Origin of the sequence: Heyndrickxia sp. MSNUG (genome assembly GCF_049532715.1) — a bacterium.
Lineage (GTDB): Bacteria > Bacillota > Bacilli > Bacillales > Cytobacillaceae > Mesobacillus.
The window spans coordinates 680582-705647 of sequence record NZ_CP150978.1 but is presented as its reverse complement, the minus strand read 5'-3'; the positions used below and the strand labels follow the sequence as shown (position 1 = coordinate 705647).

At 42.6% G+C, this 25066-nt stretch carries 28 protein-coding genes; 8 read left to right on the top strand and 20 right to left on the bottom strand.

The features are described from left to right. Nucleotides 1–58: 58 nt before the first annotated feature. The 6 genes from AABM38_RS03535 to AABM38_RS03510 form a co-directional block, all read right to left on the bottom strand. Nucleotides 59–1090: a hypothetical protein gene (locus tag AABM38_RS03535; protein ID WP_423409162.1), complete on the bottom strand. Its 1032-nt coding sequence runs from the start codon at nt 1088–1090 to the stop codon at nt 59–61. A 719-nt stretch (nt 1091–1809) separates the two neighbouring features. Further along, the gene (locus AABM38_RS03530; RefSeq protein WP_423409161.1) at nt 1810–2328 is read right to left on the bottom strand and encodes a hypothetical protein; all 519 of its coding nucleotides are present in this window, start codon (nt 2326–2328) and stop codon (nt 1810–1812) included. Further along, entirely contained in the window at nt 2321–3826 is a 1506-nt protein-coding gene (locus AABM38_RS03525; protein WP_423409160.1) for an FAD-binding protein, read from the bottom strand. Before AABM38_RS03525 ends, AABM38_RS03530 begins: the two co-directional genes overlap by 8 nt. Before the next feature lie 201 nt (nt 3827–4027). Further along, nucleotides 4028–4489 (bottom strand): GNAT family N-acetyltransferase, encoded by a 462-nt coding sequence (locus AABM38_RS03520; RefSeq protein ID WP_423409159.1) that lies wholly within the window; start codon nt 4487–4489, stop codon nt 4028–4030. 173 nt (nt 4490–4662) lie between these two features. Beyond that, nucleotides 4663–5232 (bottom strand): DUF4352 domain-containing protein, encoded by a 570-nt coding sequence (locus tag AABM38_RS03515; protein WP_423409158.1) that lies wholly within the window; start codon nt 5230–5232, stop codon nt 4663–4665. Between the two features lie 18 nt (nt 5233–5250). Beyond that, the gene (locus AABM38_RS03510; protein ID WP_423409157.1) at nt 5251–5841 is read right to left on the bottom strand and encodes a vWA domain-containing protein; all 591 of its coding nucleotides are present in this window, start codon (nt 5839–5841) and stop codon (nt 5251–5253) included. Nucleotides 5842–5934: 93 nt separating this feature from the next. Here AABM38_RS03510 and AABM38_RS03505 point away from each other — a divergent pair, with 93 nt between their 5' ends. Next, nucleotides 5935–6450, top strand: coding sequence for a hypothetical protein (locus tag AABM38_RS03505; RefSeq protein ID WP_423409156.1), 516 nt, complete (start codon nt 5935–5937; stop codon nt 6448–6450). Between the two features lie 105 nt (nt 6451–6555). On the opposite strand, the gene AABM38_RS03500 is transcribed toward AABM38_RS03505, so the two are convergent. Continuing rightward, entirely contained in the window at nt 6556–6738 is a 183-nt protein-coding gene (locus tag AABM38_RS03500) for a DUF3896 family protein (RefSeq protein WP_423409155.1), read from the bottom strand. Nucleotides 6739–7034: 296 nt separating this feature from the next. Between AABM38_RS03500 and AABM38_RS03495 the strand changes: the two genes are divergently transcribed. After that, on the top strand, nt 7035–8480 hold the full coding sequence (locus AABM38_RS03495; protein WP_423409154.1) for a DEAD/DEAH box helicase: 1446 nt from the start codon (nt 7035–7037) through the stop codon (nt 8478–8480). 91 nt (nt 8481–8571) lie between these two features. Here AABM38_RS03495 and AABM38_RS03490 read toward each other — a convergent pair whose 3' ends face one another. The 12 genes from AABM38_RS03490 to AABM38_RS03435 all read right to left on the bottom strand — a co-directional run bounded on the left by AABM38_RS03490 (nt 8572) and on the right by AABM38_RS03435 (nt 20011). Next, nucleotides 8572–9438: a TRM11 family SAM-dependent methyltransferase gene (locus AABM38_RS03490; protein ID WP_423410639.1), complete on the bottom strand. Its 867-nt coding sequence runs from the start codon at nt 9436–9438 to the stop codon at nt 8572–8574. A gap of 329 nt (nt 9439–9767) precedes the next feature. Then, on the bottom strand, nt 9768–10163 hold the full coding sequence (locus tag AABM38_RS03485) for a VOC family protein (RefSeq protein WP_423409153.1): 396 nt from the start codon (nt 10161–10163) through the stop codon (nt 9768–9770). A gap of 239 nt (nt 10164–10402) precedes the next feature. Continuing rightward, nucleotides 10403–10594 carry a hypothetical protein gene (locus AABM38_RS03480; protein ID WP_423409152.1) on the bottom strand — a complete coding sequence of 64 codons (192 nt, stop codon included), beginning with the start codon at nt 10592–10594 and terminating at the stop codon, nt 10403–10405. Nucleotides 10595–10681: 87 nt separating this feature from the next. Continuing rightward, nucleotides 10682–11551, bottom strand: coding sequence for a cation diffusion facilitator family transporter (locus tag AABM38_RS03475; RefSeq protein ID WP_423409151.1), 870 nt, complete (start codon nt 11549–11551; stop codon nt 10682–10684). Between the two features lie 242 nt (nt 11552–11793). After that, complete coding sequence (gene rnjA / locus AABM38_RS03470; protein ID WP_335378047.1) at nt 11794–13461, bottom strand: ribonuclease J1; 1668 nt, start codon at nt 13459–13461, stop codon at nt 11794–11796. A gap of 449 nt (nt 13462–13910) precedes the next feature. Continuing rightward, a complete protein-coding gene (locus AABM38_RS03465) occupies nt 13911–14114 on the bottom strand; it encodes a hypothetical protein (protein WP_423409150.1) in 204 nt (67 codons plus the stop codon). A 46-nt stretch (nt 14115–14160) separates the two neighbouring features. Next, nucleotides 14161–15288 carry a hypothetical protein gene (locus AABM38_RS03460; RefSeq protein WP_423409149.1) on the bottom strand — a complete coding sequence of 376 codons (1128 nt, stop codon included), beginning with the start codon at nt 15286–15288 and terminating at the stop codon, nt 14161–14163. Beyond that, the gene (locus AABM38_RS03455) at nt 15285–16157 is read right to left on the bottom strand and encodes an ABC transporter ATP-binding protein (protein WP_423409148.1); all 873 of its coding nucleotides are present in this window, start codon (nt 16155–16157) and stop codon (nt 15285–15287) included. Before AABM38_RS03455 ends, AABM38_RS03460 begins: the two co-directional genes overlap by 4 nt. After that, nucleotides 16147–16923: a hypothetical protein gene (locus AABM38_RS03450; RefSeq protein ID WP_423409147.1), complete on the bottom strand. Its 777-nt coding sequence runs from the start codon at nt 16921–16923 to the stop codon at nt 16147–16149. The genes AABM38_RS03455 and AABM38_RS03450 overlap by 11 nt, the downstream gene beginning before the upstream one ends. Continuing rightward, nucleotides 16904–17464, bottom strand: coding sequence for an RNA polymerase sigma factor (locus AABM38_RS03445; protein WP_423409146.1), 561 nt, complete (start codon nt 17462–17464; stop codon nt 16904–16906). The genes AABM38_RS03450 and AABM38_RS03445 overlap by 20 nt, the downstream gene beginning before the upstream one ends. A 394-nt stretch (nt 17465–17858) precedes the next feature. After that, complete coding sequence (locus AABM38_RS03440; RefSeq protein WP_423409145.1) at nt 17859–18779, bottom strand: methyl-accepting chemotaxis protein; 921 nt, start codon at nt 18777–18779, stop codon at nt 17859–17861. A 251-nt stretch (nt 18780–19030) separates the two neighbouring features. Continuing rightward, nucleotides 19031–20011 (bottom strand): zinc-binding dehydrogenase, encoded by a 981-nt coding sequence (locus AABM38_RS03435; RefSeq protein WP_423409144.1) that lies wholly within the window; start codon nt 20009–20011, stop codon nt 19031–19033. Between the two features lie 105 nt (nt 20012–20116). On the opposite strand from AABM38_RS03435, the gene AABM38_RS03430 reads away from it, so the two are divergent. From AABM38_RS03430 to AABM38_RS03410, 5 genes are all read left to right on the top strand, one after another. After that, nucleotides 20117–20482: a winged helix-turn-helix transcriptional regulator gene (locus AABM38_RS03430; RefSeq protein ID WP_423409143.1), complete on the top strand. Its 366-nt coding sequence runs from the start codon at nt 20117–20119 to the stop codon at nt 20480–20482. A 140-nt stretch (nt 20483–20622) separates the two neighbouring features. After that, complete coding sequence (locus AABM38_RS03425; RefSeq protein ID WP_335378056.1) at nt 20623–21057, top strand: MarR family winged helix-turn-helix transcriptional regulator; 435 nt, start codon at nt 20623–20625, stop codon at nt 21055–21057. 201 nt (nt 21058–21258) lie between these two features. Further along, nucleotides 21259–21786, top strand: a complete 528-nt coding sequence (locus tag AABM38_RS03420; protein ID WP_423409142.1) for an NAD(P)H-dependent oxidoreductase — start codon at nt 21259–21261, stop codon at nt 21784–21786. A gap of 21 nt (nt 21787–21807) precedes the next feature. Continuing rightward, nucleotides 21808–22842: an aldo/keto reductase gene (locus AABM38_RS03415; protein ID WP_423409141.1), complete on the top strand. Its 1035-nt coding sequence runs from the start codon at nt 21808–21810 to the stop codon at nt 22840–22842. A 263-nt stretch (nt 22843–23105) separates the two neighbouring features. Continuing rightward, a complete protein-coding gene (locus tag AABM38_RS03410) occupies nt 23106–23525 on the top strand; it encodes an anti-sigma regulatory factor (protein WP_423409140.1) in 420 nt (139 codons plus the stop codon). A 418-nt stretch (nt 23526–23943) separates the two neighbouring features. Here the strand turns inward: AABM38_RS03410 and AABM38_RS03405 are convergent, their stop codons facing one another. Continuing rightward, the gene (locus AABM38_RS03405; protein WP_423409139.1) at nt 23944–24390 is read right to left on the bottom strand and encodes a DUF4385 domain-containing protein; all 447 of its coding nucleotides are present in this window, start codon (nt 24388–24390) and stop codon (nt 23944–23946) included. Between the two features lie 126 nt (nt 24391–24516). Here AABM38_RS03405 and AABM38_RS03400 point away from each other — a divergent pair, with 126 nt between their 5' ends. Further along, entirely contained in the window at nt 24517–25005 is a 489-nt protein-coding gene (locus AABM38_RS03400; protein WP_423409138.1) for a hypothetical protein, read from the top strand. Nucleotides 25006–25066 lie beyond the last annotated feature (61 nt).

Sequence of the window (25066 nt, the reverse complement as noted above, 5' to 3'; positions counted from 1 at the left end):
ATCTTACAAGAAAAATCCCCAGTTTAATACCGGGGACTTCCTGACCTATTTTTATCCCTTAGAAACCGCGTCCACCGCCTTCATGGTGGTTACCGCCACGGCCGCCTTCAGGTCCGAATCCGCCTCTTTCTCCAAAGACGCCCTCATGCCCGAAACCGCCTTTTCCTCTGAATTCTCCACCGTGACCGAATCCGCCTTTTCCGAATAGACCGAATTCATCATCTGTTAATTCATCCAATTTAGCAGCGTCTTTCTCCTTGATTGCTTCAATAAGTTCATGTGCATCTTTATTAGAAGTTGAAATTCCAAGCTCTTTCGCGAGGTTCACTACTTTTTTCTCCTGTACTTCTTGTGAAATCTCTCTGATTGTTTTTCCATCGATGGTGATTTTCAATTCTTTTGCATCTGCTTTTACTATAGCAGCCTGAACTTCTTGTGCTACTTCTCTGATGTCCTTGCCATCAACAGTGATCCCAAGTTTCTTCGCTTCTTTGGTTACTGAAGCTGTATACAATTCCTGCTGCAATGTCTGCAGGTCTTTTCCATCAGTAGAAACGCCTAGTTCCTTAGCCTTTTTATTCAATGAGGCTGTTCGAATATCTTCCATTAATGTTTGGACATCTTTATTAGCTGTTGATACGCCAAGTTCTTTCGCTTCTTTTTGAAGGTTCGCTAAACGGATCTCATCATGAAGGGCAGCTGCATCTTTTCCATCAGCCGAGATGCCAAGATCCTTTGCTGTTTCCTTAAGCTTGGCCAATTGAACTTCCTCTGCAAGCGTATCGATATCCTTATTTGCTGTCTTGATTCCAAGCTCTTTCGCTTCACTCTTGATAGTAGCCTCACGGATCTCTCCCATTAAGGTCTCTGCATCTTTACCTGATGTGCTGATTCCAAGATCCTTTGCCTTGGCAATCAGTTCCTCAGAATTGCCTCCGAAAAACCCTTTATGTCCAAACCCTTTTCCCATAAAACTTAGCTTTGAGCTTACAGTGGAACTTGTGATGTCATCATTCGCCAATGACGTTGTTGCGTAACCTCCTAAAAGCAATGCTCCCGCGATTGTAAAACCTAAAACGGATTTCTTCATATTTGACATCCTCCTAATTTCTTTGTTTTCAGGTTCAAGGTGGACATGAACCTTATACTCATAATGTAACGGTTGAATATGTCAGCAAAATGTCAGACTGAAAAAAATCAAAAAAATATTATACAAGCTGAAATTTATTAGAAAGCATAAGTCTAGCCATTCATTTATGTTTTTTGCCGTTTCTTGCATGTCAGGAAAATGTCAAAGAGGAAAAAGTAGCAGGATGCCAAGCGTTGTTAATTGTACGCCGTGAAGGATGATACATAAAAACCGGGCGAGCATCTAGAGCGATGGTCACCCGGTTTTACTTTTTCTATTGCGAATGGTGGCACGAGAAAACTTATTACAACCATTCGTTTCGGGTTTTCTCTTGCGGATGGTCATGAGAGGACTTATTACAACCATTCGTTTCGGTTTTTTTTTTCGAATGGTCGTGAGAGGACTTATAACAACCATTCGTTTCGGTTTTTCTTTTGCGAATGGTCATGAGAGGACTTATTACAACCATTCATTTCGGTTTTTCTTTTGCGAATGGTCGTGAGAGGACTTATTAGAACCATTCAACCCAATTTTTCTTCCACGAGTGGTTATGAGAAGCACTCCGACAACCACTCATCCCGATTTTTCACGAGCGAGTTGTCATGGGAAGCGATCCGAGAACAACTCATCCTCGATTTTTCAACCACGAGTTGTCATGAGAAGACTTCCACTTTCTTAAATTATGATTCTAGAACTTTCATTTGAAATGTCAGCCAAATCCCGCAACTGAATAAAACAGCTCCAAAAACCGTAATAAAGGTCACTGGTGATAGTATTTTTACAAAAGAGAGTGCGACCATAATTGTTCCAACTAGGAGATAGTGATGAATCGCGTGCAGTCGGAAGGCTTTCTGCTCGATATGCCATGCATGATGGTAACCCTGTAAAAAGCCTAAACTAACTTGTAATAAAAGCGCAATGTATGGAAGGAACTCAAACGAATTCCTTATGAATCCTGCCGTTATATAAATAACACCCATTCCCATATATACAGAAGGAATATACGATTTGACAGTACTTTTTCTCGATTGAAAGACACGGTATCCTAGGGCAGCCGTAAAAGAGAACGCTGCAAAAAGCCAGGTAAATAGGGTGAATGTGAGCGAGGCTTGTTTTAGCCAAAGTATGTAATACGGGAAAATGGCAACCTGGCCTACCGATACTACGAGCGGGATGTACCGTTCACTCTTTTTAGTCATGTGATGCTCCTTCTCTAAAATAGTAGTCATAAAAGATGTTTTGAAAAACACCGTTTGGATCTCTTCTTACTTTTTCATCTTGGAACTTCTCCCAATCTGGATAGGACTTTCTGAATTGTTCTTTTGATTGATAATGATAATAAGGGAGATAATACACTCCGCCGTGCTTGAGTGTTACATCCGTCCATTGCTGAATGATGGCTTCTGCGTTATGAATTTCGTTTTCTTTTAATCCATGTTGAATTAAAATGACGAGTCCAAACATATCTTCTTTTGCATATTTCAAACTTGTATAATCGTCCTTTGCAGCGTAACGAACAGTAATATTGTGAATTTTAAAATCTTCACGTTTATCATTTGCAGGGAGAAATCTCTTTATATCACTGATGTATTCCTCATACTGATCTACCGGAATGAAAAACTCCTGAAGGACTTCCACCCGCCCAGACTCCGTGAATTCCATAAATTCCGAATTCCCCCGCATCACATTATTCCGGGTAATCTTGTCTCCATCAAGTGACTTAATAAGCAGCTTTTGATTTTCCCAGAAAAGATCCTCCAAACCCCCGCCCTGCCTGCCAAGATCCATCGCCAATTTGCCTATCCGGGCACCGTGCTCTTTTTTTAGCGGTGTCTCGTGATCCTGTTTCCCAGTCGAATTGTAATCAATCACATACATTTCGTCTAGAAAGGACTCCGGGGCAACACTAACCCTTGCATAATGCATAGCTGTATCATCATTTTTTAATAGGTTGGCAAAATAGGCTTCATATTCTTTCGTTTGAAGTTCTTCTGTATGGATGGTGTAAATTTCATTTTCAGTTAATTCCAAAGTGACATCTAAAATGACACCAAATAAGCCATAACCGCCTAACGCATACTTCATCCATTCCTCAGAGTCACTGCGAGCGACGGTCTTCAATTCTCCAGTCGGGGTCAGGATGGTCATTTCCTTAACAGTTCCAGCCATTGGGCCAAACCGGATATCCCGCCCATGGGCATTGACTGAAAGTGATCCGCCAATCGTGAAAATCGATTGTGACTGGGTGACTTTTAATGCCAGCCCCAAAGGCTGAATGGCTTCCTGGACGTCTTCCCACGTTGCTCCACTTTCTACTTTTATGGTTTTATTCTGTTTGTCTATTCCCAGGATTTTGTTGAACGTCTTCATATCTAATACCACACCATCCTTATAATAGGTGTGGCCGCCTTGCGAGTGCTGCAGGCCTGCAACTGAAATATGCTGGCCGTTTTCATTTGCTTCCTTCACAATCTTTTGCAGTTCAGCACGATTCCCTGCTTTAATAAGCCCTTCGATCCGTTCAGGGAGCAGCCCAGTATAATCCGTTGCCAGATTACTTTGAGTGAGGCCGTATTTTCTTTTTTCAAGAGGGATGTTCAAAAATACGAAAACAACAAACACACTTACAATCATTCCAAGAAAAAATGGATTTTTATAGATTGCGTATTTATTGTTCGTTATACTTGATAGTTTCAAGAGATCCGCCTCCACCCTGAGTGAAAAAGTGTAATATTACACTAATGATTACATTATATGTTAAACCGGTATAATACTTCCACCATTTTTTTGTGAATCAACTGAAAAAGCTGCCAGGTTTTTTGGCAGCTTGAATGAAATAAAGTATTCTCGGGTCCTAAAATTACTTCGTAAGACAAATAACAGGAGTTGAATATTTCTTTATTCTATTATCCATTTATATCGATGTCTTTTATTACTTTGATCATGTTCATCCAGGTGCTCATCTGGAATTACGATAGTTTCTAAATATTCAGCACCAAGTTTTTCTATTACTCTAATCGACCCAGCATTTTGAACATTGCACGTAATAAAAATTTCAGTCATATCATGCAATAATGCTACCTCACTTATAAGCTTACAAGCTCTTGCAGCAAAGCCTTTTCCTCTAAACTCTTCTTCAATATGGTAGCCGATATGACAATCATAGTAATATTCTTTTGTGGCCATAATATCACCAATCCTTAAGACAATGGAGCCAACTCTTGTATCAGTTCCTGCTAAAAATAAAACACAACCATAAAATGGGACCTTTCCATATTCTCCATATCCCGAATACAGTAATTTAACTTTTAGATCTAATATGCTGTCTGAATATAAGGCACCTTCTTTTACAACAAACAATTTAATGCTCCTCATTCCCGATTGAATTTATTAATTTTTTCTTTTCATTAAATTCATCATATTTATTAAATAACCTGCCAGATTATTAGAAAAAGATTAGTTAGAAGCAGTAGCAATTTATTTACCAAAAACAGCAAACATAAAAAAGAGAACGGCTAGGCCGCTCCCCATCGTTATTGCAAATTCACCTTAATCGTTTTGTCTGACCAGAAGCTTGGGTTGTACTGAAGCTGCAAACCCGTGTCTCCTGCTGGCTGTTCGAAGGCGATCGTACCGGAAACTTTTCCGCCTGGTGCCAGTTCACCAGATTGCAGTGCTGTGTTTGTATCAACTGTAGTGAAAGCCTGATCGACGATTTGTCCCTGGCTGTTGGACATTTTGAAGTCAAATGGATTATAGGAAATGTTCTCGTCACCTGCATTATTGATTTCGACAGTTACGATGACGAACTCGTGGCCATCCTTTGGCTGGTCAAAGTCTCCGCCGGCTGATTTCTCAACCTTTGTTACGGTCAGTACATTGTCTCCTAGTTGTACTTGTTCCCCCACTGCAAATTCTTCTTTTACAGGCTCAGCTTTTGTTTCCTCCTTCTTTGTTGTCTTTTCAGCTGCTGAAGTTTCTGCAGCGTCACTTTTTACCTTTGGGGTGGATTCCTCGTCTTCTCCGCTGCTACCTGCAATGGCAATCACTGCAATAATCGCAATCAGCCACACCCACCACTTTTTATAAAAAGGTTTTTTCATTTTCATATCCTCCCAGTTTTAAAGTTTCATTCTCTTTTCAGTGATCGATTCGGAAATCATTTCATACATGTTTTCGACACCCTTATGGGATGCTTCGAAGTTATACGAGTTTTCGATATCAATTCCCAGACTGTCAGCTTCTTTTGCAGCGTCGATATTGGCACCCATAAAGATGAACTCCCAGTTGTATTTTTCCTGCTGATGCCTGATCAGTTCCTTTACTTTTTCATAAGTGAATTCACGGCTTGCATTCTCCATTCCATCTGTTGTGATCACAAAAATAACTTTCCCTGGACGACGTTCCTCACTTGTTTTCGAAAGCCTGATGCCGACATCGAGGATGGACTTGCCGATTGCATCTAGCAGGGCTGTCGTCCCCCGCACGAAGTATTCTTTCTCAGTAAGTTTTACTTCTCGAGCATCAATTCCGTTCCATAAAACCTCGTATTCATCATCAAACAGTACCGTTGTCAGGATGGTGTCTCCATCGAGTTCAGACTGTTTTTTTACAAAAGCATTGAAACCTCCTACTGTGTCACTTTCAAGTCCTGCCATCGAACCGCTTCGGTCCAGCAGGAAGATGATTTCGGTTAAATTGTTGTTCATCATCGTCAACCTCCTATGTTTAATCTGATATAATCATAGCTAGAATCATCGATAATTTGGTCGCCTGGTAAGCGACATTTTCGGGGAGCTGACCATATGCTAGATAAAAAGATTCTGGAAGAATTGCAGGAATATCTCGAGCTCAGCCTGGCTGTCATGTTGGAAAAGGAAATCATCCTTTATAGCCCTAATGAATCCATGGACATGGACTCCGTCATGGAAAGCATCTCTCCGCTTGATATCGAAATGTTTATCAATAACAAGCGGCAGCCCACGCTGCAGGATGTTCTTTTTGGCTTTATCGATAAAAAAGGAGCAACGGACGCTGAGGTTTATAAGAAGGCTGGCCTGGACCGGCGCCTTTTTTCTAAAATCCGCTCCAAACCGGATTACAGACCAGGAAAAAATACAGTGCTCGCGCTGGCGCTTGCACTCGAGCTGAACAAAAAAGAAACCGACAAGCTCTTAAGCTCTGCCGGCTACTCCTTGTCGGACAGCGATACATCCGACCTGATCATTCAATTTTGCATTGAAAAGAAAATATACAACATCCACCAGGTTAATTATGCGCTGGATTCCTTCAGCATGAAGCCATTGAGTGGAGTATTATAGTCCAAAAATCGGCAGACGAAGATCTGCCGATTTTATTTTGTGCAACTCCCCAGGTAATAAAAAATGGCACCAGATATCCGGCACCAAGTCATTTGAAATATTTTTTTATTGAATTAATTTCCCGCGCTCAAAATGATTCATGCATGTCAGTTCAATAATGTACTCATAATTAGCAATTGATTTGAGAATGTCTTCTTTTTCTTCCAGGGATAGATCTGGATTTTGCATTTTCATTACGAGTGCCATCTGCAATGCCTCTAACTTTGATTTTACTTCCTGATAGTCCATTCCTAACACCCTCCTGTAAAATGTAATCGTTTTCTTTTCTTGTTTTCATTATATCTTATGAACCCCATTAGGTATCTGTCGATTTATTGTGAAATTGTGAAACCTTCTATAGAATGGGCATTTTTATCCATGTGAGAGCGAAAGTACCCCAGCTCATACCATAGCTGCCCTTCTTTTTACATTCGCTTAGTCCGGCATTTCAAGTATAATGAATACTATTCAGTTTATGCATATGATAATTCTTTGCGAGAATCCTATATATAAGTGGAATAATAAAAAATAAATGAGGTTACTACATGAGCGAAAAAAGTTTTGAGGGTTACAATTTAAGCGATGAAATCAAACGGTCACTTAGTGTGCTTAAATATGAAAATCCCACAGAGGTCCAAACTGAAGTGATTCCATTAGCATTGCAAAACCAGGACCTTGTCGTGAAATCACAGACAGGTAGCGGAAAGACGGCTTCATTCGGGATTCCGATTTGCGACATGATTGAATGGGAAGAAAAGCTGCCTCAGGCGCTGATTCTTACGCCAACAAGGGAGCTGGCTGCTCAAGTCCGCGAAGACATCACGAATATCGGCAGATTTAAAAGGATTAAAGCGACAGCTGTTTATGGAAAAGAACCGTTTTCCAAGCAAAAAGAAGAACTGAAGCAAAAAACGCATGTCGTTGTTGGCACCCCCGGCCGTGTGATTGATCATATCGAAAGAGAAACGCTGCTTTTAGACAAGATCAAATATTTGATCATCGATGAAGCAGATGAAATGCTGAACATGGGGTTTATTGAACAAGTTGAATGGATCATCGAACAGCTTCCAGAGGACAGAGTGACGATGGTTTTCTCGGCAACCCTTCCTAAGGATGTTGAAAATCTTTGTCATCAATATATGAAGGAACCTGTTCAGATTGAAATTGCCTCTACCGGAGGGACAACGAGTACGATCGAACATTCATTGATAGAAGTAAAAGAAGAAGAGAAAATTGCGCTGCTTAAGGATATTACGGTTGTTGAAAACCCTGACAGCTGCATTATTTTTTGCAGGACGAAGGAGAATGTCGACACCGTCTACGCTCAGCTAGACGCAGCCAATTATTCGATTGAAAGGCTTCATGGCGGGTTGGAGCAGGAAGATCGGTTTGCCGTTATGAATGGTTTTAAAATGGGCAATTTCCGCTATCTTGTGGCCACCGACGTTGCCGCAAGGGGAATTGATGTAGACAATGTATCGATTGTCATCAACTATGATGTTCCGATGGAAAAAGAAAGCTATGTCCACCGTACAGGCCGAACGGGTCGCGCTGGAAATAAAGGAAAAGCGATTACGCTCGCTACCCCTTATGAAGGGAAATTCATTAAAGCCATCGAACGATACATTGGCTTTGAGATTCCTGTGGCAGAAGCTCCGAGCACGCAGGAGGTTGCCAGCAACCAGGCTGCATTTGATGAAAAAATCGGCGGGCGCCGCGTCGTCAAAAATAACAAAACTGCCCGCATCAACCAGGGCATTACGAAGCTTCATTTTAGCGGCGGAAAAAAGAAAAAGCTCCGCGCAGTGGACTTTGTTGGAACGATCGCAAAAATCCCTGGTGTAACCGCAGATGATATCGGTATCATCACGATTCACGATACGATGACGTATGTCGATATCCTTAACGGAAAAGGGTCGTTGGTCATCCAGGCGATGGAGGACGCGACGATTAAAGGAAAGAAGCTTAGGGTGAGTAAGGCGATTAAATAAGGCTACTTTTGGAGAGCAATTTGCAAAATTGCCTTAATAGAAACCATAAAAAAGGACGATTATGCCAGCCATAATCGTCCTTTCTTTTTATCTATTTTTCACAAACAATAATCTCGCGTTCGAAGCTCCCTTTTCTCACAACACATCGATCTGTTATTTTGAAGCCGGAATTTTCGATGATCGAATCGATCGGTTCAATCGTAACGATCACGACTTTATTCGCGAATTCGCGAGTGCTTTGCAGCATCTCGAGCTGCTCTTCTGGCGTAATAACGGAGCACAGATTATAGGGCATATCAATAACGGCTACATCATAATTTCCGGTCACTTCGCGAATATCCCTGAATTCCACTTCCGTCGAATAACCGAAATGCGCGATATTTTCCCGAGTACCTGGGAGGATAAGCGGATTGATGTCACTAGCGACCATATCGATTCCCATCGACAGTGCTTCCACGACAACAGTTCCAATACCGCAGCATGGGTCGATTGCTTTAACTCCGGTTGGATTAGGAACGGCAATATTCGCTACTGCCCTGGCAACACGTGTGCTGAGAGAAGTAGAATAGCTATGAGGCTTCTGCTGGTGATGCAGCCACACTGCTTCACTGCTGTGATATTCACCAAATACCCAGCGTCCTCCTGTATTTATGAGAGCAAACACAATCTCTGGATGATTCAAATCCGGTTCCCCAGGAATGTTCAGGCCGACTTCACGTTCGATTTGACGTCTCTCTTTAAAACTTACTTTATCCGGGCCGGTGACTTTTACATACATCACTTTAAAAGTGGAGCCATTCAGCTCTAGCTGTTTTACCTGTTCAATAAGGTCCTCTGATTTTTCGCCTTCAAAAAAGACATCCAAACGACCTCTCATAAACGGGCTTCTGCTCGGGTCTATTTTTATCGTACTTTCAAGCATGCTGGAATCCGTATCCACGCCAAAAAATGAGCGCATTTCCAGAGCGCATAACTCTCTTTCTTCATCTGGTAAAGCGTAATTGTATATAAAAGAGCGTGGCTCAAGTTGATTGTAATTCAAATTGTCCCATTCCTTCCTGTTTCCATTCCATAACTATACTAGTTTACAGGAAAAAAGCATCTGGATACAGCTGGAAAGGAAGCAAAAAATAAAGAAAGGCAAATACCCGCCTTTCTTCATTAATCATTCATCTCAATCCCAGTTTTGACCAATGTTTTCCATAGCTTCAGGCAGAGCAAGAAAGATGGCGCGCACATTTTCAAGCTTGCCTGCTGTGTTCAGTATTTATTTATCTATCTGCGATTCTATTTTGCATTCTCATCGGGTTGATGAACTCCGAATACATTGCCTTCCGGATCGAGGTAGTAGCCTTGCCAAGCCATTCCAGGGAGCGCATGCTTTGGCAGTGCGACCTTGCCTCCATGCTCGAGAATTTTCGCTTCTGTTTGATCGTAATTTTCGACTCCCATTGTACATGCAAATCCATTCATAGCTGCATTTGCTTCAGGCGGAGCACCTCTCCTTTGCATCAAAGCGCCATTGATTCCAGGTTCATCATCATTTCCAGTGACTGCACCAAAATACGGCATCCCGGCATACTCGCTCCAATCCTGAAAAGACCACCCGAATACCTCACCATAAAACTTCTTTGCTCGTTCCATATCACTCACATGAATTTCAAAATGAACTAATCTCCCCATGATAACCTCCTAAGATAAATTTGATTTTTTTCTTCAGTCTAATGTGGTAATTATGTATATCTTGAGGTCTTTGAGAATTCAGCATTTTACCTATGATCCTTTTTCTGTTGCACAATACCATCCTTATTATAGGATAATTTTCAGAATAAATATTCAATTTTCATATGAAAATTATTTTTATTCCATGAAAAAAGGCAACACCCGTTGGAGGAATGTTGCCTTCTTTTTTTAAAAATATCTTAATCTTTCACCGGGTCAAGTGCCTGGTATGCGAGCTGATACTTTCCGCCTTCAGCAACTTCGGAATGATATAAAGCCTTCAGGGCAAAGTTTTTCTCAAGCTCGTGTTCTTTTATCAAGCTGCTCAAACGCGTTTGCAGTTCTGGATTTTCTTTGATCAACTGCTTCATCTGTGATTTTACAAATTTCATGAATAGGTACCTTACCCTTCAAAATCGAATAGACCTAAGTATAGCATGAACCATTTATAATGATTTAATAATTTTTCCTTATCTGCTTCAATCCGGCTCCACATGTACATGAACATCATAGATTTCAAATTTATCTACTAGCTTCTGCTCGACTCTTGTAGAGATATCGTGTGCTGTGCTGATATCCAAGGTGGGATTCACGGTGATGACGGTATCGACGACGATGTTGTTACCATAGCTTCTCGCCTTTAAGTCTTTGATTCCTTTTACACCTGGAACCTCGCAGATCGTTTCTTTATATTCCTTGATTAAATCAACATCAAACCCGTCTGTAAGCTGGTGGGAGGCTTCCCGGAAGATATCCCAGCCTGTTTTTAAAATAAGTCCGCCAACGATGACGGCCGTTACAGGATCCAGCCATGGCAAACCAAACTGTGATCCGATGATGCCGACAGCTGTTCCGATACTTACCCAGGAATCGGACAGATTGTCTTTGGCAGCGGCCATAACGGAATGGCTTTTTATTTTAAGAGCAAGCTTGCGATTATAGCGATAGACCAAATACATAATCAAGGCTGCAAACATGCCTGTCCAAGCAGAAATTAGATCCGGAGCTTCGTTTCCTCCCTCGAAAATCGAAGTGACCGCGCTGTATAAAACCTGTAGTCCAACAAGAATCATAATAAAGGACGCGACCATCGAAGCGACCATTTCAGATTTCCAATGCCCGTATAAATGATCGTCATCTGCCGGCTTTTGCGACAGCCGTAATCCGATCAAAACGGAAACGGATGCTAAAATATCGGTTGTATTATTCAATCCATCGGCCATTAAAGCCTCTGAATCACTGATGTATCCGACAAATAATTTTAACGCGGATAAAATTATGTACGCAGCGATGCTGATGATTGCTCCCCGCTCGCCTAATTTCAAATTTTGATAACGTTGTTCATCCATGCCAAATCCTCCAATCAACTGCTAAAACATTTTAACAATCGATTTATGTGTGGGTCTATAGCAATCTTTTTACCCTTATCCATGTTCGTGACAGGTAGGCAAAAAAGTTTCCTTAAGGCAATTCCAGTTTTTGAATTCATTAATCAAAGGGCTATGTTGATTTTCTCTCCGAATCAACATAGAACAGTAACACAGCCACAAAAAAACACACTAAACGGTTTATGTTTAGTGTGCTCAGATTTTTATTTAAGTTCCATAATGATTGGCAAAATCATTGGCCTTCTGCCAGTCTTGCTATATAGCAATGGATTGACCACGTCGATTACTGCTTTTTTAAGGCTCGACCAATCCTTCGTACCGCTGGCGAGTTCAGTAACGATTTTATCATTGATGACCTCTTCAACATTTTTCATAAGGTTGCCAGATTCTCTGACGTAGACGAATCCTCTTGTTACGACCGTCGGCTTGTTGACAAGCTGGTTTTTCTCGCGGTCAATCATCATGGTGACAATCACGAGCCCGTCCTGTGACAGAACTCTTCTATCTTTTAACACAATGTTTCCGATGTCTCCGATGCCGCTTCCATCCACATAGACAGGCTGTGCAGGGACTTTCCCGCCTACCTGGCCGCCGTCTGCAGAAAGCTCAAGAACATCTCCATTGTCTAAAATAAAGCAATTTTCACGTGGGATCCCGCATTGTTCAGCGAGTTTCACATGCTGATCAAGCATGCGGTACTCACCGTGAATCGGAATGAAATACTTTGGATTCAACAGTTTGATCATCAGCTTCTGCTCTTCCTGCTTCCCGTGACCGGAAGTATGGACTTCGCTGATTTTATGGTGAATGATCTCCGCACCGATGCGGTGAAGCTTATCAATCACGCGGTTAACACTGATTGTATTGCCTGGAATCGGTGAAGACGAGAACACAATCGTATCTCCCGGTATGACCGAAATTTGGCGGTGCGTTCCATTAGCGATCCTTGCAAGTGCCGCCATCGGTTCTCCCTGGCTGCCCGTACAAATGATGGTAAGCTCGTTGCTTGGAGTTTGTCCGATTTCATTGATGCTGATAAAAGCCTCGTCCGGCGCCGTGATATAACCTAGGCGTCTGCCAATCTCAAGCGTTTTTTCCATGCTGCGTCCAACTACAGCCATTTTGCGGTTATGCTTTAACGATGACTTCACAACCTGCTGGATGCGGTCGATGTTCGACGCAAATGTTGCAAAAATAACCCTGCCATCAACAGTCTGAAAAATATCCTCGATTGCTTCTCCGACTCTTTTTTCCGAAACAGAGAAACCTGGCACTTCAGAGTTTGTACTGTCAGACAGTAAGCAAAGCACGCCTTCACTGCTGACTTCCGCGATTTTTTGAAAATCAGTCCCCTGTCCCACTGGGGTCAAATCAAACTTGAAATCGCCTGTGTGGACGATATTTCCTTCTGGCGTAGTGACAACGACGCCAAATGAATCAGCGATACTGTGGGTTGTCCGGAAAAAGCGGACTTTAATATTCTGGAATTCCACAACCGTATCATTGTTGATTTGATGGAACGTAACGCCTTTTATTTTATGCTCTGTAAGCTTTGATTTAATTAGTTCTACAGCAAAATCACCACCGTAAATCGGTGCCTTTACATCCTGCAGTAAAAATGGCAAGCCGCCGATATGGTCTTCATGACCATGTGTTACAAAAATTCCGACAAGCTTGTCTTGATTCTGTTTTAAATACGTGTAATCCGCGAGCACATAATCGATCCCGAGCAATTCATTGTCCGGGAACTTAATTCCGCAATCCACGAGTACCATTTCATTTTTATATTCGATTACATACGTGTTCTTACCGATCTCACCCAGACCGCCTAACGCGAAAATCTTGAGATCCTTTTTTAGTTTCGTTTCCATAATTCAGCTCCTGTTTATATTTATACCTGTATCATCAATTCCCACTGGAATCTTTTTAATGAAGAATAGTGAGGAAATTTAATGGAGAAATAGGGGATTTTAGTCCTTAAAATATATCACAATTTAGGGAATTCAACAAATAATGATATACCGTTTGTATATGAGAATATTCTTAGCGGGGAAAAGTTGCTGAAATTTCGGGGAATTTCAATCTTTTGGGCAGGCGCACTTCACTTTAGAGAGTGGCTTTTGCTAAATGAGACGGCTGTTTCCTAGTTGAGCCAGTTTTCTATTGATTTAAGAACATATTTCTACTTATTGAACTCGGTTTTCTAACGATTGGGAGGCAACTTCTCGCCGTTGAAGCTGGTTTTCTCGCCGTAGATGTCATTTTTCTCACCGTTGCATGATTTTTTCTCCCCGTTGAGTAAATTTTTGCTAGTAAAGAGTCATTTTTCATAGTGGTCTTCACCCAGCTGATTCGACGAATGGGTGATTTCACCGGTTAGCTCAGTTTTATCTACGGTTGACCTAATTTTATCTACGGTTGGAACAGTTTTATTAACGGTTGGAGCAGTTTTATTAACGGTTAGACTGATTTTTTCACTGGTTGCGGCCATTTGATTACTCGTTTCCTGAAAGAGATCTGACAATTTTACTCCAAAAAAATTGAGAGGGCCCCAACCCTCTCAGTTTCCATCAAACGATTTGTTTTCTCTCAATCAGCACCACAGCTAAAACGGCAGCGCCAGCCAGTACAGCCACCGCGATCGCTATTCCCACATAAGGAGCGAGGATTGGATAGCCAAACACATTGTAGGAGATGAAGTTCATGAACAGTTCTTCTACTTTCATGATGTTCGTAAGAGTCAAAGTGAGCATTTTGTTCACCCATATTGTTTCAACGTTCATGATGCTTTGCGCGAGGATCGGCGTTCCGAATAGGAATCCGGAAACAAAGAATGAGATGACCGTTGATTTTGACAGGGTCGATACAAGGACAATCAGCCCCGCAAAGGCAATCGCAGCGAGTATATGAAGAGCGATTTGGATGATATGGTACTCCATGAAAGTCAGGCTGTATGGAGAGAAAAAGTATTTGAAGGAATACTGAATTGGCAGATCCCAGCCCTTTGTTCCGTACACGGCCGTCCTGGATATCAGGTTGAACGCCTCCCATAACACAACTACTGCAACCGCAAAAATAGACGCTGCCATCAGCTTAGCCTGCATTGTCGCTTTCCGGCCTTTCTTTGCGCTGAGGATATAATTCTCGACTCCTGAGGCATGCTCATTTGAGTAAATGCCGCATAAGCCAATCAGCAGAAAGGCTCCCGTTAAAATGAGTCCGAACACATTGACGAAATCGACTGCTTCCTGAGGCGCTTTATAATAAGAAATTTTATTGATTTTAACCTCATTGTACATGTCCTTTTGCAATTTCAACTTGGCGGCCAACGAATGGTTCCCATTCGCCTCTGCATTTTTGATCAGTTGATTGAGGTCATCCTCACGCTCCTTAATCGTCGAAGCAATATTCTGGGACATCGCAATCGTTTCCGTTAAACCAGCCTCTGCGCTTTTTCGCTCATTTACCGCATTTTCTTTTGAAAAAAATTCATTCACTTCAGCGTTCAATTTTTCGGCAGCAGCTAGTTTCTCTGTTGTGATTGGACCTTCCCACTCATTAAACACCTCACGGGTGACCGTTGTTTCATGCATATTTGTAAAAAGAACAAGAGTAAACCACCCAAACAAGAATAATGCCACGAAATACAGGCTCTTCTGCTTAAAAATCTTCGTCAATTCCCACTTAATCAAACTCATGCTCCTACCTCCTCGTCAAAATAATAGAGATAGAGATCCTCAAGGTTCACAGGAACATTGACGGCATTGGCTGCTGGTTTTTCCTCAGAAATGATTCTGAGCTCAATCCCCTCAGGCTGTCTTGAGATATTGCCAACTTTAAAGGTTGATTGGTAAACAGGAACTTCCGCTTCTCCGGCTGTGACACACCATACCTTCTTCTGAATATAGTGGATCAGGTTTTGCGGCGTATCTTTTTCAATCAGTCTGCCGTTCTTCATGATTAAAATTTCCTTGGCGATGTATTCAATATCAGAAACGATGTGAGTGGACAGCAGAACGATCCGGTCCTTTGCAATCGCCGCCAGCAGGTTCCTGAAGCGGATTCTTTCCTTTGGATCCAGACCCGCTGTCGGTTCATCGACGATCAGGATTTTCGGATCATTCAACAGCGCCTGAACAATGCCGACGCGCTGCTTCATCCCACCTGAGAGCTTCCCCATCTTTGTTTTTCTTTTTTCCGTCAGATTGACCGTTTCAAGCAGCTCCGTCACCTTTTCCTTAGCCGCATGTTTTTCCAGACCTTTTAGACTGGCAATATAATAAAGGAACTTTTCAACGGTAAAATGCTTGTAATAGCCGATATGCTGCGGCAGATAGCCGAGCAGGTCGCGGTAACGGTCGCCCATTTTGCCTATTTCTTCTCCATTAAGGGTAATCGTTCCCGTGGTCGGCCTTGATACTGCAGCAAGCATGCGCATGAGTGTTGTTTTTCCTGAACCGTTCGCTCCAAGGAATCCATACACGCCATTCGTCAGCTCCACCGTTACACCATCGACAGCATGCTTTTCGCCAAATACCTTCGTAACATTTTCTATTTTAAGCTTCATAACGCTCTCTCCCAATCTCGATTTTTCTAACATTTACAATGATAGCAATCCAGATAACGATTCCCAGCAGGACCGATCCAGCTGCCGGAAATAGGTTTATTTCGTGGATAAACTCAGTAACTTCCGGGTTCATCAGGCCCCCGTAGCAAAAAACAAACCAGATGGCGATGGTCGAACCGCTTGCGACAATCCCTTTCGTCTTTAAAGCGATGAAGAACGCCACTCCTGTTACAAATACATACGGAATGGTCCAGGCTAGAAAAAGCTTTGCGAACAAAACTTCTGGATATACAGCAACTGTAATCGCAGAGATGACGATGTTCACAGCGAAGTTGTAGAACCCGACCACCAGCAGCCTTGAGGTCAGGATTTGCTGGGCATTATATTTCAATGTCAGCTCCAGTTCGACCAGCCCCTCATCCTTGCTTTTGAGGATTTCAAAAATGCCTGTGAAAAATGGCAGTGGCGCAAGTGCGAATACGGTCATATATGGGTTGAAATGAACATTCAGAAGGCTGATGACTCCCAGCAGCAGGAATAATCCGTTTAAGCCCCAGAACAGCCAGCTGAAATTCATCAGTTCGCGTGAGCTGTTCATCACTAACACTTTAGCTTTCCTGGCCAGTATGGCAGATTTCCTTTCTTTTACAGGTACCTGCGCCATGATGAACTCAATGGAAGCTTCAATCTCATCTTCATTCGGAAAATCAACTTTATAGGAATCGAGATATTCTTTTACGTCATAATCAATTGGTGTTTCGTTCATCCATCTCACCCCTGTTCAAATATAGTTTCAGCTTTCCAAGCCCCTGTTTCAGCCGGGATTTGACCGTTGACTCCGTCGCATTGGTCACCCGGGCGATTTCGGATATTTTTAAATCATTGTAGTATTTCAGCAGGATTGCCTCACGCTGGAAATCCGGCAGCTCATCAAGAGCCTCTTTGATTTCTTTACGCTTTTCATTTTTTTCAAAAATAGAGGATACACTCTTTTCCGTTTTCGCATCCCGGTCTTGGAGTTCATATGTATTGCGGCTATTTTTGTGAGCCTTGCTTTTGAAATAATCCTTCGCATGGTTGCTGGCGATTGTCAGAACCCAGCTTTTGAATTCCGCGGATCCCCTGTATTTTGATAGATTGTTCAACACCTTGATGAATGTTTCCTGAGTCAGGTCCAGCGCGAGTTCCTTATCTCCGGCCATCCGGTACAAAAAGCCGTATACCAGCTTATAATGCCGTCTTACAAGGACTTCCTGGCTCGCCCTGCTGCCGTTTAACACCTCAGCAATCAATTCCTGATCGGTCATATCCTCACCTCCGATAAGCTAACGAGATTTTTTGGAAAAAGATTTAGCCTTTAAATTTTTTTATTAAAAATTAAATTAAAAATTATAGAAATGAAAAAAAACCCGAGAATATTCATCACCGAGTCTCCCATCGTGAATCCAGTTGTTTCTACAAGCAAATAATTCTCCCTCGAATATCCTTTTCCTTTATTTCAGCCAATAAAAAACACCGAAACAAATCAGCATAAACTGAATCGCTTCGGTGTTTCCTGTTAAAGTATTAATTTGATATTCCAGTAAGAATCAATTCCCACACTACATTGAATTCCTGACTGATCGCAGGTGAGGACCATTCTTTGGCATGTGCGAGTATTGAAGTAGGGTTTCTCTCTATCAAAACCATGACTAATTTAACCTATAAAATTTCTTTAAAAGCTTTAGCTTGTTCATCCAGTTGGCGGGCTGCACTTCCTATTTCTTTAAAGGTGTTTACGGCCTGTTCGTTGAGTACCTGATTATTAGAGATGCCGGACTGGGAGCGGATGGTAGCATCACTGATTTTATTGATTTCGCCGGATATACCTTCGATGTGGGAGTTGACTTCCTGGACGGAATCTTGGACTCGAGTTGCGAGCTTTCTGACTTCTCCCGCGACTACGTTAAATCCTCGACCGTGTTCACCTGCACGTGCTGCTTCAATCGCTGCATTTAAAGCCAATAGATTGGTTTGGGCTGCAATTTCCCGGATGGTCTGAACGATGCTGCCAATCGATTTAGCCTGGGATTTCAATGATTCGAGGATTTCCAGGTTTTCTTTCGATTCTTCAACAAGCTTGCTCGTAGCCAGTGCCGCCTCTTCACTCCTATTAATCCCCTTTTCCGCTCTGTCGCTAAGCTCCTCTGACATCTGTTGCAGCTGGGCCGCTACTTTGCCTGTATTCATTTCCCGTTCCGTGATATCAGTCGCTACTTTCACAACTCCGGCCATCTTACCGGTCGCATCAAAAACCGGTGTATAGGTGGCTTCTAGCCAAAGAAGGTTTCCGCGTTTTGTAACACGCTGGATTTTTTCCTGGAAGCTCTTGCCCTGGCGCAAATTCCTCCATAATTCCTGGTATGCCCGACTGCTTGCAAATTCTTCTGTACAAAATTGTTTGTGCAGCAGGCCAGGCATTTCTTCCACACGATATCCCATCGTCCGGGCAAAGTTCTCATTCGCCCAGAGCACTTGTCCATTCGTATCAAATTCGATCATCGCTAGTGACGTCTCTATGGCAGCCAAGACAGCGCCGTCCTCAAAAACCTGTGTGCTTTTTACCGGAGTACTCATCAACATCGCTGTCATCCTCTTCTTTTTAATTAGCTCTACTAAAATTACCTTTATTTTCATTGTCTATTACAATCGTACTAGTTTTAGGGATGCCGTACAATTTTGAATGTTCTTATATGCATGAATTTCTTTCTTTTTTTATATAGGAAAAAAACAAGCCGTCCTCAATGGCGGCTTGTCTTCTTGCTTATCTTCGTATGGGTTGTATTTTCTTAAATAGATTATGCTGGCAACTAAAGTTCACGGATAGAACCGTATTATTTTACCTTCGCTACGATCTTTCCTTTAACATGGCGTTCCGCTAAACGTTCTAATGCTGCAGGAACTTCCTCGAGTTGAATGACTTCTTTCAGCATGGAGGTTAGTTTGCCTTCTGCCATCAGGCTCAGCATCGCATCGCCCATCACTGCAAGGTCTTTCTCAGCTTTCAAGCCGCCGTGTTGATAGGCAGCACCCAGTGCGATTTCATGGTAGGAAGGTACTTTTGTGAATCCTGGGATCTTTGTGAATTCTGGTGGGCCGGAAATATACACGATATGTCCCATATAGCCAAGCATGTCCAGTGAGGCTGTCGAGCTCTGCCTGCTGACGGCATCGACCACGGCGTCTACACCATGCCCTCCGGTAATCTCCATGACCCGAGCAACAACATCTTCATTTGTGTAATCAATGACATAGTCAGCTCCTAATGACTTAACATATTCATGATTTGAACTGGACGCTGTGGAAATAACCGTTTTACCGGCAAGCTTGGCCAATTGGACGCCAAAGCCTCCTACCCCGCCGGCACCGCCATGGATGACGATTGACTCAATTTGATCGAAAGGAAGCTTTCTGTAGAGTGCCTGATACGCCGTATATCCTGCTGTAGGGATAGCGGCGGCATCTTCAAAGCTGACTTCCTGAGGAATACGGGAAACAGCATGAGCCTGGGCAATTGTGTACTCTGCGTATCCTCCCTTTTTCAACAGGTTTCCGTGGTATACCACTCGATCACCTTTCTTCCATCGAGTGACTCCATCACCAGTTTCAGCAACCACGCCTGCTACATCCAGCCCAAGGACATGAGGGTACGTCCAATTCGGATTGCCATTTGTCGCTGTCTTATAATCAACGGGATTCAAGCCGACGGCATGAACCTCAATCAATAATTCACCTTCACCTGGCTGTGGTGTTTGAATTTCTTCGACCTTCATTTCTTTCCAAAGACCTTTATCGTGTAAAAGCAATGCTTTCATCTATTTGTCATCTCCTTCGAGAACTAGTTTTAGCTAACAAGGTTTATAATATATACTGAACCACATCACAACAAGGCACCAATTGGAAACCTGGAGGATTCATTCATGAAACAGTTATACGAACAATACGATTGTGCGATTGATCTGGTCATCGACCTGATCGGAGGCAAATGGAAGGTCCTGATCTTATGGAACTTGAATGAAGGCACCAAACGCTTCAATGAGCTTAAAACTTCAATACCTGGCATCACACAGAAAATGCTGACCCAGCAGCTGAGAGAACTGGAATCTCACGGTCTTATCGAACGAACTTCATATGAAGATCATCGCGTGGAATACTCCACGACTGAGCTTGGTAAAAAGTTGCAGACCACCTTATTTGAAATGTGCAAATGGGGTGACCTATATGCACAAATGAATGGGATCAGCATGAAGAAGTGCTGGACCTCCATCGATTTTATGAAATCCTAAGCTCCCTTCTTAATTTTACAATGCGTTATTCACGATGAATATGAATCCATTATCATTTATCTTGATGAATGATCATTGCATTTCTTTTAAATATATGTTAATTTGTATATGCAAATGAGAGGAAAGAAGGGCTGTCGGTCATGAACGAAGAAGAACAAGTACTCATTCATTGTTTATATTTTACCGCAAGTCGCTTTGCTCGCAACATGACCAAAATGGCAGAACAGAATTTTGAAATTGGTGAACTTGCTCCCTCCTATCTCTATATGATCATGGTTGTGAAATTCCATCCGGAAATCACTCAGAAAGAGCTGTGTCATAAACTATCGATCGCACCTTCCACAAGCACGAGATTCATTGATAAGCTGGAGAAGTTAAAGCTTGTCAATCGGAAGGTCAATGGCAAACAAACCTTCATCTCTTTGACTGAGGATGGAGAAAAAGTGTACACACAGTTCCGTCTCTCATTAAAGGAGCTTTTCCATAGTTATTCAGAGATATTAGGGCGTGAATTCAGCCTGGATCTAAGTAAAATGCTGCACGAAGCGAGCGTCAAATTGGAAAAAGAACTATAGTTCTTTTTTTTAATCTTTCATTTGTATGTACAACTGTTCTTTATTCACCATTTATATGTACAATGGAACCGTCATTTTTACGTCTTTTCATTTGCATGCACAACTGTTTTTTGTTCACCCGTTCTATATACAATTGATTCGTCTGTTTCCGCCCTATCATTTGCATGTACAAATATTTTTAACATAAGGAGAAGATTTTAAATGAAAACTTTAGTAATCGCAGCACACCCAAACATGGAAGGTTCAACAATCAACAGTACGTGGGTTGAAAGGCTCCGCCAGGAAGAAAGCGAAATTACGGTACATGAATTGTACGCAGCATATCCTGATGGCAAGATTGACATTGAACGTGAACAACAGCTCCTTCTTGAGCATGACCGGATCGTATTCCAATTTCCGTTCTACTGGTACAGCAGCCCTGCGTTATTAAAAGAATGGCAGGATGCTGTGCTTGCATTTGGCTGGGCATATGGTTCACAAGGAACAAAATTGCATGGGAAAGAGTTTATGCTGGCCATTTCAACAGGCGGTCCAGAAGCTGCCTACCAGGCTGGCGGATATAATCAATACAGCATGAGTGAATTGACAAAGCCATTCCAGGCAATGGCAAACCTGACAGGCATGCGCTTCTTGCCAACGTTTACTGTACAGGGCGTTCGTTTCCTATCCAGTGATGAAGTTCAAGAAAGCGCGGAAAGACTTGTGGAACAACTAAAAGCATCATTTTAAGGTGATGAAAGGAGTTTGCTCATGAATTATAAACTATTGGGAAGAAGCGGCCTGCGGGTCTCAGAATTAGCACTGGGAACAATGACCTTTGGAGAAGATTGGGGCTTTGGCGCTTCAAAAGAGGAGAGCCAGAAGATCTTTAATACCTTCGTTGAGGCCGGGGGGAATTTCATTGATACGGCAGTCAATTATACGAACGGAACAATCGAAAAGTACGTCGGCGAATTCATTCGCGACAATCGTGAAAGATTCGTCATAGCAACAAAGTACACCTTGAATACTTCTCCTGATGATCCTAATGGAGGGGGCAACCATCGTAAGAATCTAGTTCAATCGGTAGAAAAGAGCTTAAAGCAATTAAACACTGATTATATTGATTTACTATGGCTGCACGCATGGGACTTCATGACACCGATCGAAGAAGTGATGAGAGGCTTGGACGACCTGGTGCGTTCAGGTAAAATCCTCTATATCGGTGTTTCAGACACGCCTGCATGGATCGTTTCTCAAGGGAATATGCTTGCCACACTCCGTGGCTGGACACCATTTATCGGCTTGCAGGTTGAGTACAACTTGCTGCAGCGTACACCTGAGAGGGACCTGCTCCCTATGGCCAGTTCACTTGATCTTGGCGTGACTGCCTGGGCACCAATGGCAGGCGGTGCACTAACAGGAAAATACAACAAACCCTCAGCGGAAAAAGGCAGACTGTCTCCGCAAAGCGCAAGACTGAATGAACATAACCGTGCCATCGCGACTGTAGTGGAAGAGATCGCAAAAGAACTGGAGGCATCTCCCGCCCAGGTAGCATTGAACTGGGTGCGCCAGCAGTCCGGAACAATCATTCCTTTGATTGGCGCAAAACGTGAGGACCAAATGAAGGAAAATCTAGACAGCCTGAAATTCAAGCTATCGGATACACACTTGAATTTATTAAATGAAGCAAGCAAAATTGAACTTGGTTTCCCACACGATTTCCTTGCATCAGAACCAGTACTAAAAGCCATTCATGGCAGCACCTTTGGAAAGATTGAAAAAAGGAAGAATACTTACTAAATATTGTTGGGGGCGGTTGAGCAACCGGCCCTATTTTTTTATCCATTTTATTTATTCTGAGTTCAGCTCAGGAAACATTAAATCCTATTTCAGTCATCAAAAGTAAGCCTGATCGGGCAGCTTGGTCAGGCTTATTTTTGATGAAAGTTTACGCATTTATAACGATGGATATTTTAAATAATAATCCAAAACTTCTCGAAAACTGTCCTTATCCTTTCCAATTCAACTATAATGAACAAGTCAGAAGGATGTGATGTGGATACATGAATAGACAGGACTGCGTCTGGATTCTGAATGAATGGGATATTATCGAAGCGCGCTCCCAGGGAAAAAGCGCAGCAAAGCAACTCGGTTTCAATTTATCTGACCAGGCTAAAATAGCCGTTACAATCAGTGAATTGGCCAGGAATATATACAAATACGCCGGAAAAGGCCAAATCTACATCTCCTCTATCCACACCGGTGACAAAATAGGCTTGCAGATCACTGCAGCAGATCAAGGACCAGGCATGGATATTCCGAAAGTTATGATCGATGGATACACGACTTCGGGCGGCTTGGGGTCAGGCCTCCCTGGCGCGAAAAGGCTGATGGATGATTTCACCGTCCAATCCTCTCCGGAAGAAGGTACAGTCATCACCGCTACGAAGTGGCTCCAGATTAACCCTGGAAAAGGAGCTTGACCCGCTTCATTCTTTCGGCTCCACTCTTTATAGAATGTCATCAAACAAAAATGTCTAATTCCTTTTGTGGATTAGCCTAACCTGAATGATCATGAGAGCCCTTGTAAAGACCATTCATCGTGATGTTTCCCCACTGAATGGTCATAAGGGGCCTTATAATGACCACTCGTCGTAATGTTTCCCCACTGAATGGTCATAAGGGGCCTTATAATGACCACTCGTCGTAATGTTTCCCCATTGAATGGTCATAAGGGGCCTTATAATGACCACTCATTGTAATGTTTTTCTGCTGAATGGTCATAAGAGCTTCTATAAATATAAAGATACAACTAAATAACAAGGCTTGTAGACAGCCTTGTTATTTAGTTGTGTCTACAATCTGATACAGCCTAACCCCTTCTGCGGATTAGGCTATTTTTTATCCATAGTTTTTCTGGTGTTCTTTTTTCATCCTAAGATAATCTTCATCCGTCCTGGCCAGCTTCCATTTATCCATGAAAATCGCTGCGGACTTCGCTTTTACCGGATCGATTTGGCGTTCTTTCACCTTGCCGTCTTCATCATACTTCCTGCCGCCCTTATAATTCGTGTAGCGCCGGGCTCGTGTATAGCCCATTTGCAGGAACTTCCGCGCCATGTCCATGCCGACGAAATCCTTTTTATCTTTATAATCGAGAAACATCTGATAGATTTTTTCAGATGACACCGTGGCGATATCAGGAGTCTTGAAACGCCAATGTTGCAGGATTTCGCTTTTATAGGGCTCAACCAGCAGTACACCCTGCTCCCCGCGGCCCACCCGGTACTGTTCCGGCTGCTTCCGAAAATCAATTGTTTCAAAATCAAGGTCGTAATCAAACGCCATACTACCAGTCCTTTTTCCTTTGTTTTACCCGACTGAAAGAAATTCTAACAAGCCAATGTGTCACAATGGCTCCCGCAATTGAATAATCTGTATAGGCATGAGTCTATTCGTGAAGGTGGTACAAGAATGGTAAAATTTCAGTTTTTCAGCGGGATCGTGACCAATATTGGTGATTTTTTTACAACCGCCAATGACCAATCAGGCTGTTATAAGCTAATGTCTGTAGATAACGGGAATGGGAATATGGTTAATTTTGTGATTGAACCAAATACTTATTTTGTCGATCACGCAATGGTGAGGGTTGGCGACCGGGTGACCGGATACTATGACGGAAACGCTCCGGTACCGCTCATTTATCCGCCGCAATATCGGGCGCTTGTGATGGTAAAAGAAACTCAAAATCAAAATGTAAAAGTCGATTTTTTCAACAGTCAGCTAGTTAGCAGCGATGGCATGCTCAAGCTGAACCTGGCACCAGCGACAAGATTGCGATTAACAAACGGACAGCGGTTCACCGGCAATCCCGCAAACCGAAATCTCATTGTTATATATGGAGCTTCGACTTTCAGTATTCCGGCGCAAACGACTCCTAATAGGGTGATCGTCTGGTGCTGATAGGAAAGGAAAACTTTCAGAGGGATAACGAGGAAATGCAACACTGCCATGGTTTCATCGC

What these genes read in the sequence shown, in the direction of transcription:
- AABM38_RS03535 (WP_423409162.1), bottom strand. Translation starts at nt 1,090, where the DNA reads ATGAAGAAATCCGTTTTAGGTTTTACAATCGCGGGAGCATTGCTTTTA.
- AABM38_RS03530 (WP_423409161.1), bottom strand. Translation starts at nt 2,328, where the DNA reads ATGACTAAAAAGAGTGAACGGTACATCCCGCTCGTAGTATCGGTAGGC.
- AABM38_RS03515 (WP_423409158.1), bottom strand. Translation starts at nt 5,232, where the DNA reads ATGAAAAAACCTTTTTATAAAAAGTGGTGGGTGTGGCTGATTGCGATT.
- AABM38_RS03510 (WP_423409157.1), bottom strand. Translation starts at nt 5,841, where the DNA reads ATGATGAACAACAATTTAACCGAAATCATCTTCCTGCTGGACCGAAGC.
- AABM38_RS03505 (WP_423409156.1), top strand. Translation starts at nt 5,935, where the DNA reads ATGCTAGATAAAAAGATTCTGGAAGAATTGCAGGAATATCTCGAGCTC.
- AABM38_RS03500 (WP_423409155.1), bottom strand. Translation starts at nt 6,738, where the DNA reads ATGGACTATCAGGAAGTAAAATCAAAGTTAGAGGCATTGCAGATGGCA.
- AABM38_RS03495 (WP_423409154.1), top strand. Translation starts at nt 7,035, where the DNA reads ATGAGCGAAAAAAGTTTTGAGGGTTACAATTTAAGCGATGAAATCAAA.
- AABM38_RS03490 (WP_423410639.1), bottom strand. Translation starts at nt 9,438, where the DNA reads ATGCGCTCATTTTTTGGCGTGGATACGGATTCCAGCATGCTTGAAAGT.
- AABM38_RS03485 (WP_423409153.1), bottom strand. Translation starts at nt 10,163, where the DNA reads ATGGGGAGATTAGTTCATTTTGAAATTCATGTGAGTGATATGGAACGA.
- AABM38_RS03480 (WP_423409152.1), bottom strand. Translation starts at nt 10,594, where the DNA reads ATGAAATTTGTAAAATCACAGATGAAGCAGTTGATCAAAGAAAATCCA.
- AABM38_RS03475 (WP_423409151.1), bottom strand. Translation starts at nt 11,551, where the DNA reads ATGGATGAACAACGTTATCAAAATTTGAAATTAGGCGAGCGGGGAGCA.
- rnjA (WP_335378047.1), bottom strand. Translation starts at nt 13,461, where the DNA reads ATGGAAACGAAACTAAAAAAGGATCTCAAGATTTTCGCGTTAGGCGGT.
- AABM38_RS03460 (WP_423409149.1), bottom strand. Translation starts at nt 15,288, where the DNA reads ATGAGTTTGATTAAGTGGGAATTGACGAAGATTTTTAAGCAGAAGAGC.
- AABM38_RS03455 (WP_423409148.1), bottom strand. Translation starts at nt 16,157, where the DNA reads ATGAAGCTTAAAATAGAAAATGTTACGAAGGTATTTGGCGAAAAGCAT.
- AABM38_RS03450 (WP_423409147.1), bottom strand. Translation starts at nt 16,923, where the DNA reads ATGAACGAAACACCAATTGATTATGACGTAAAAGAATATCTCGATTCC.
- AABM38_RS03445 (WP_423409146.1), bottom strand. Translation starts at nt 17,464, where the DNA reads ATGACCGATCAGGAATTGATTGCTGAGGTGTTAAACGGCAGCAGGGCG.
- AABM38_RS03440 (WP_423409145.1), bottom strand. Translation starts at nt 18,779, where the DNA reads ATGTTGATGAGTACTCCGGTAAAAAGCACACAGGTTTTTGAGGACGGC.
- AABM38_RS03435 (WP_423409144.1), bottom strand. Translation starts at nt 20,011, where the DNA reads ATGAAAGCATTGCTTTTACACGATAAAGGTCTTTGGAAAGAAATGAAG.
- AABM38_RS03430 (WP_423409143.1), top strand. Translation starts at nt 20,117, where the DNA reads ATGAAACAGTTATACGAACAATACGATTGTGCGATTGATCTGGTCATC.
- AABM38_RS03425 (WP_335378056.1), top strand. Translation starts at nt 20,623, where the DNA reads ATGAACGAAGAAGAACAAGTACTCATTCATTGTTTATATTTTACCGCA.
- AABM38_RS03420 (WP_423409142.1), top strand. Translation starts at nt 21,259, where the DNA reads ATGAAAACTTTAGTAATCGCAGCACACCCAAACATGGAAGGTTCAACA.
- AABM38_RS03415 (WP_423409141.1), top strand. Translation starts at nt 21,808, where the DNA reads ATGAATTATAAACTATTGGGAAGAAGCGGCCTGCGGGTCTCAGAATTA.
- AABM38_RS03410 (WP_423409140.1), top strand. Translation starts at nt 23,106, where the DNA reads ATGAATAGACAGGACTGCGTCTGGATTCTGAATGAATGGGATATTATC.
- AABM38_RS03405 (WP_423409139.1), bottom strand. Translation starts at nt 24,390, where the DNA reads ATGGCGTTTGATTACGACCTTGATTTTGAAACAATTGATTTTCGGAAG.
- AABM38_RS03400 (WP_423409138.1), top strand. Translation starts at nt 24,517, where the DNA reads ATGGTAAAATTTCAGTTTTTCAGCGGGATCGTGACCAATATTGGTGAT.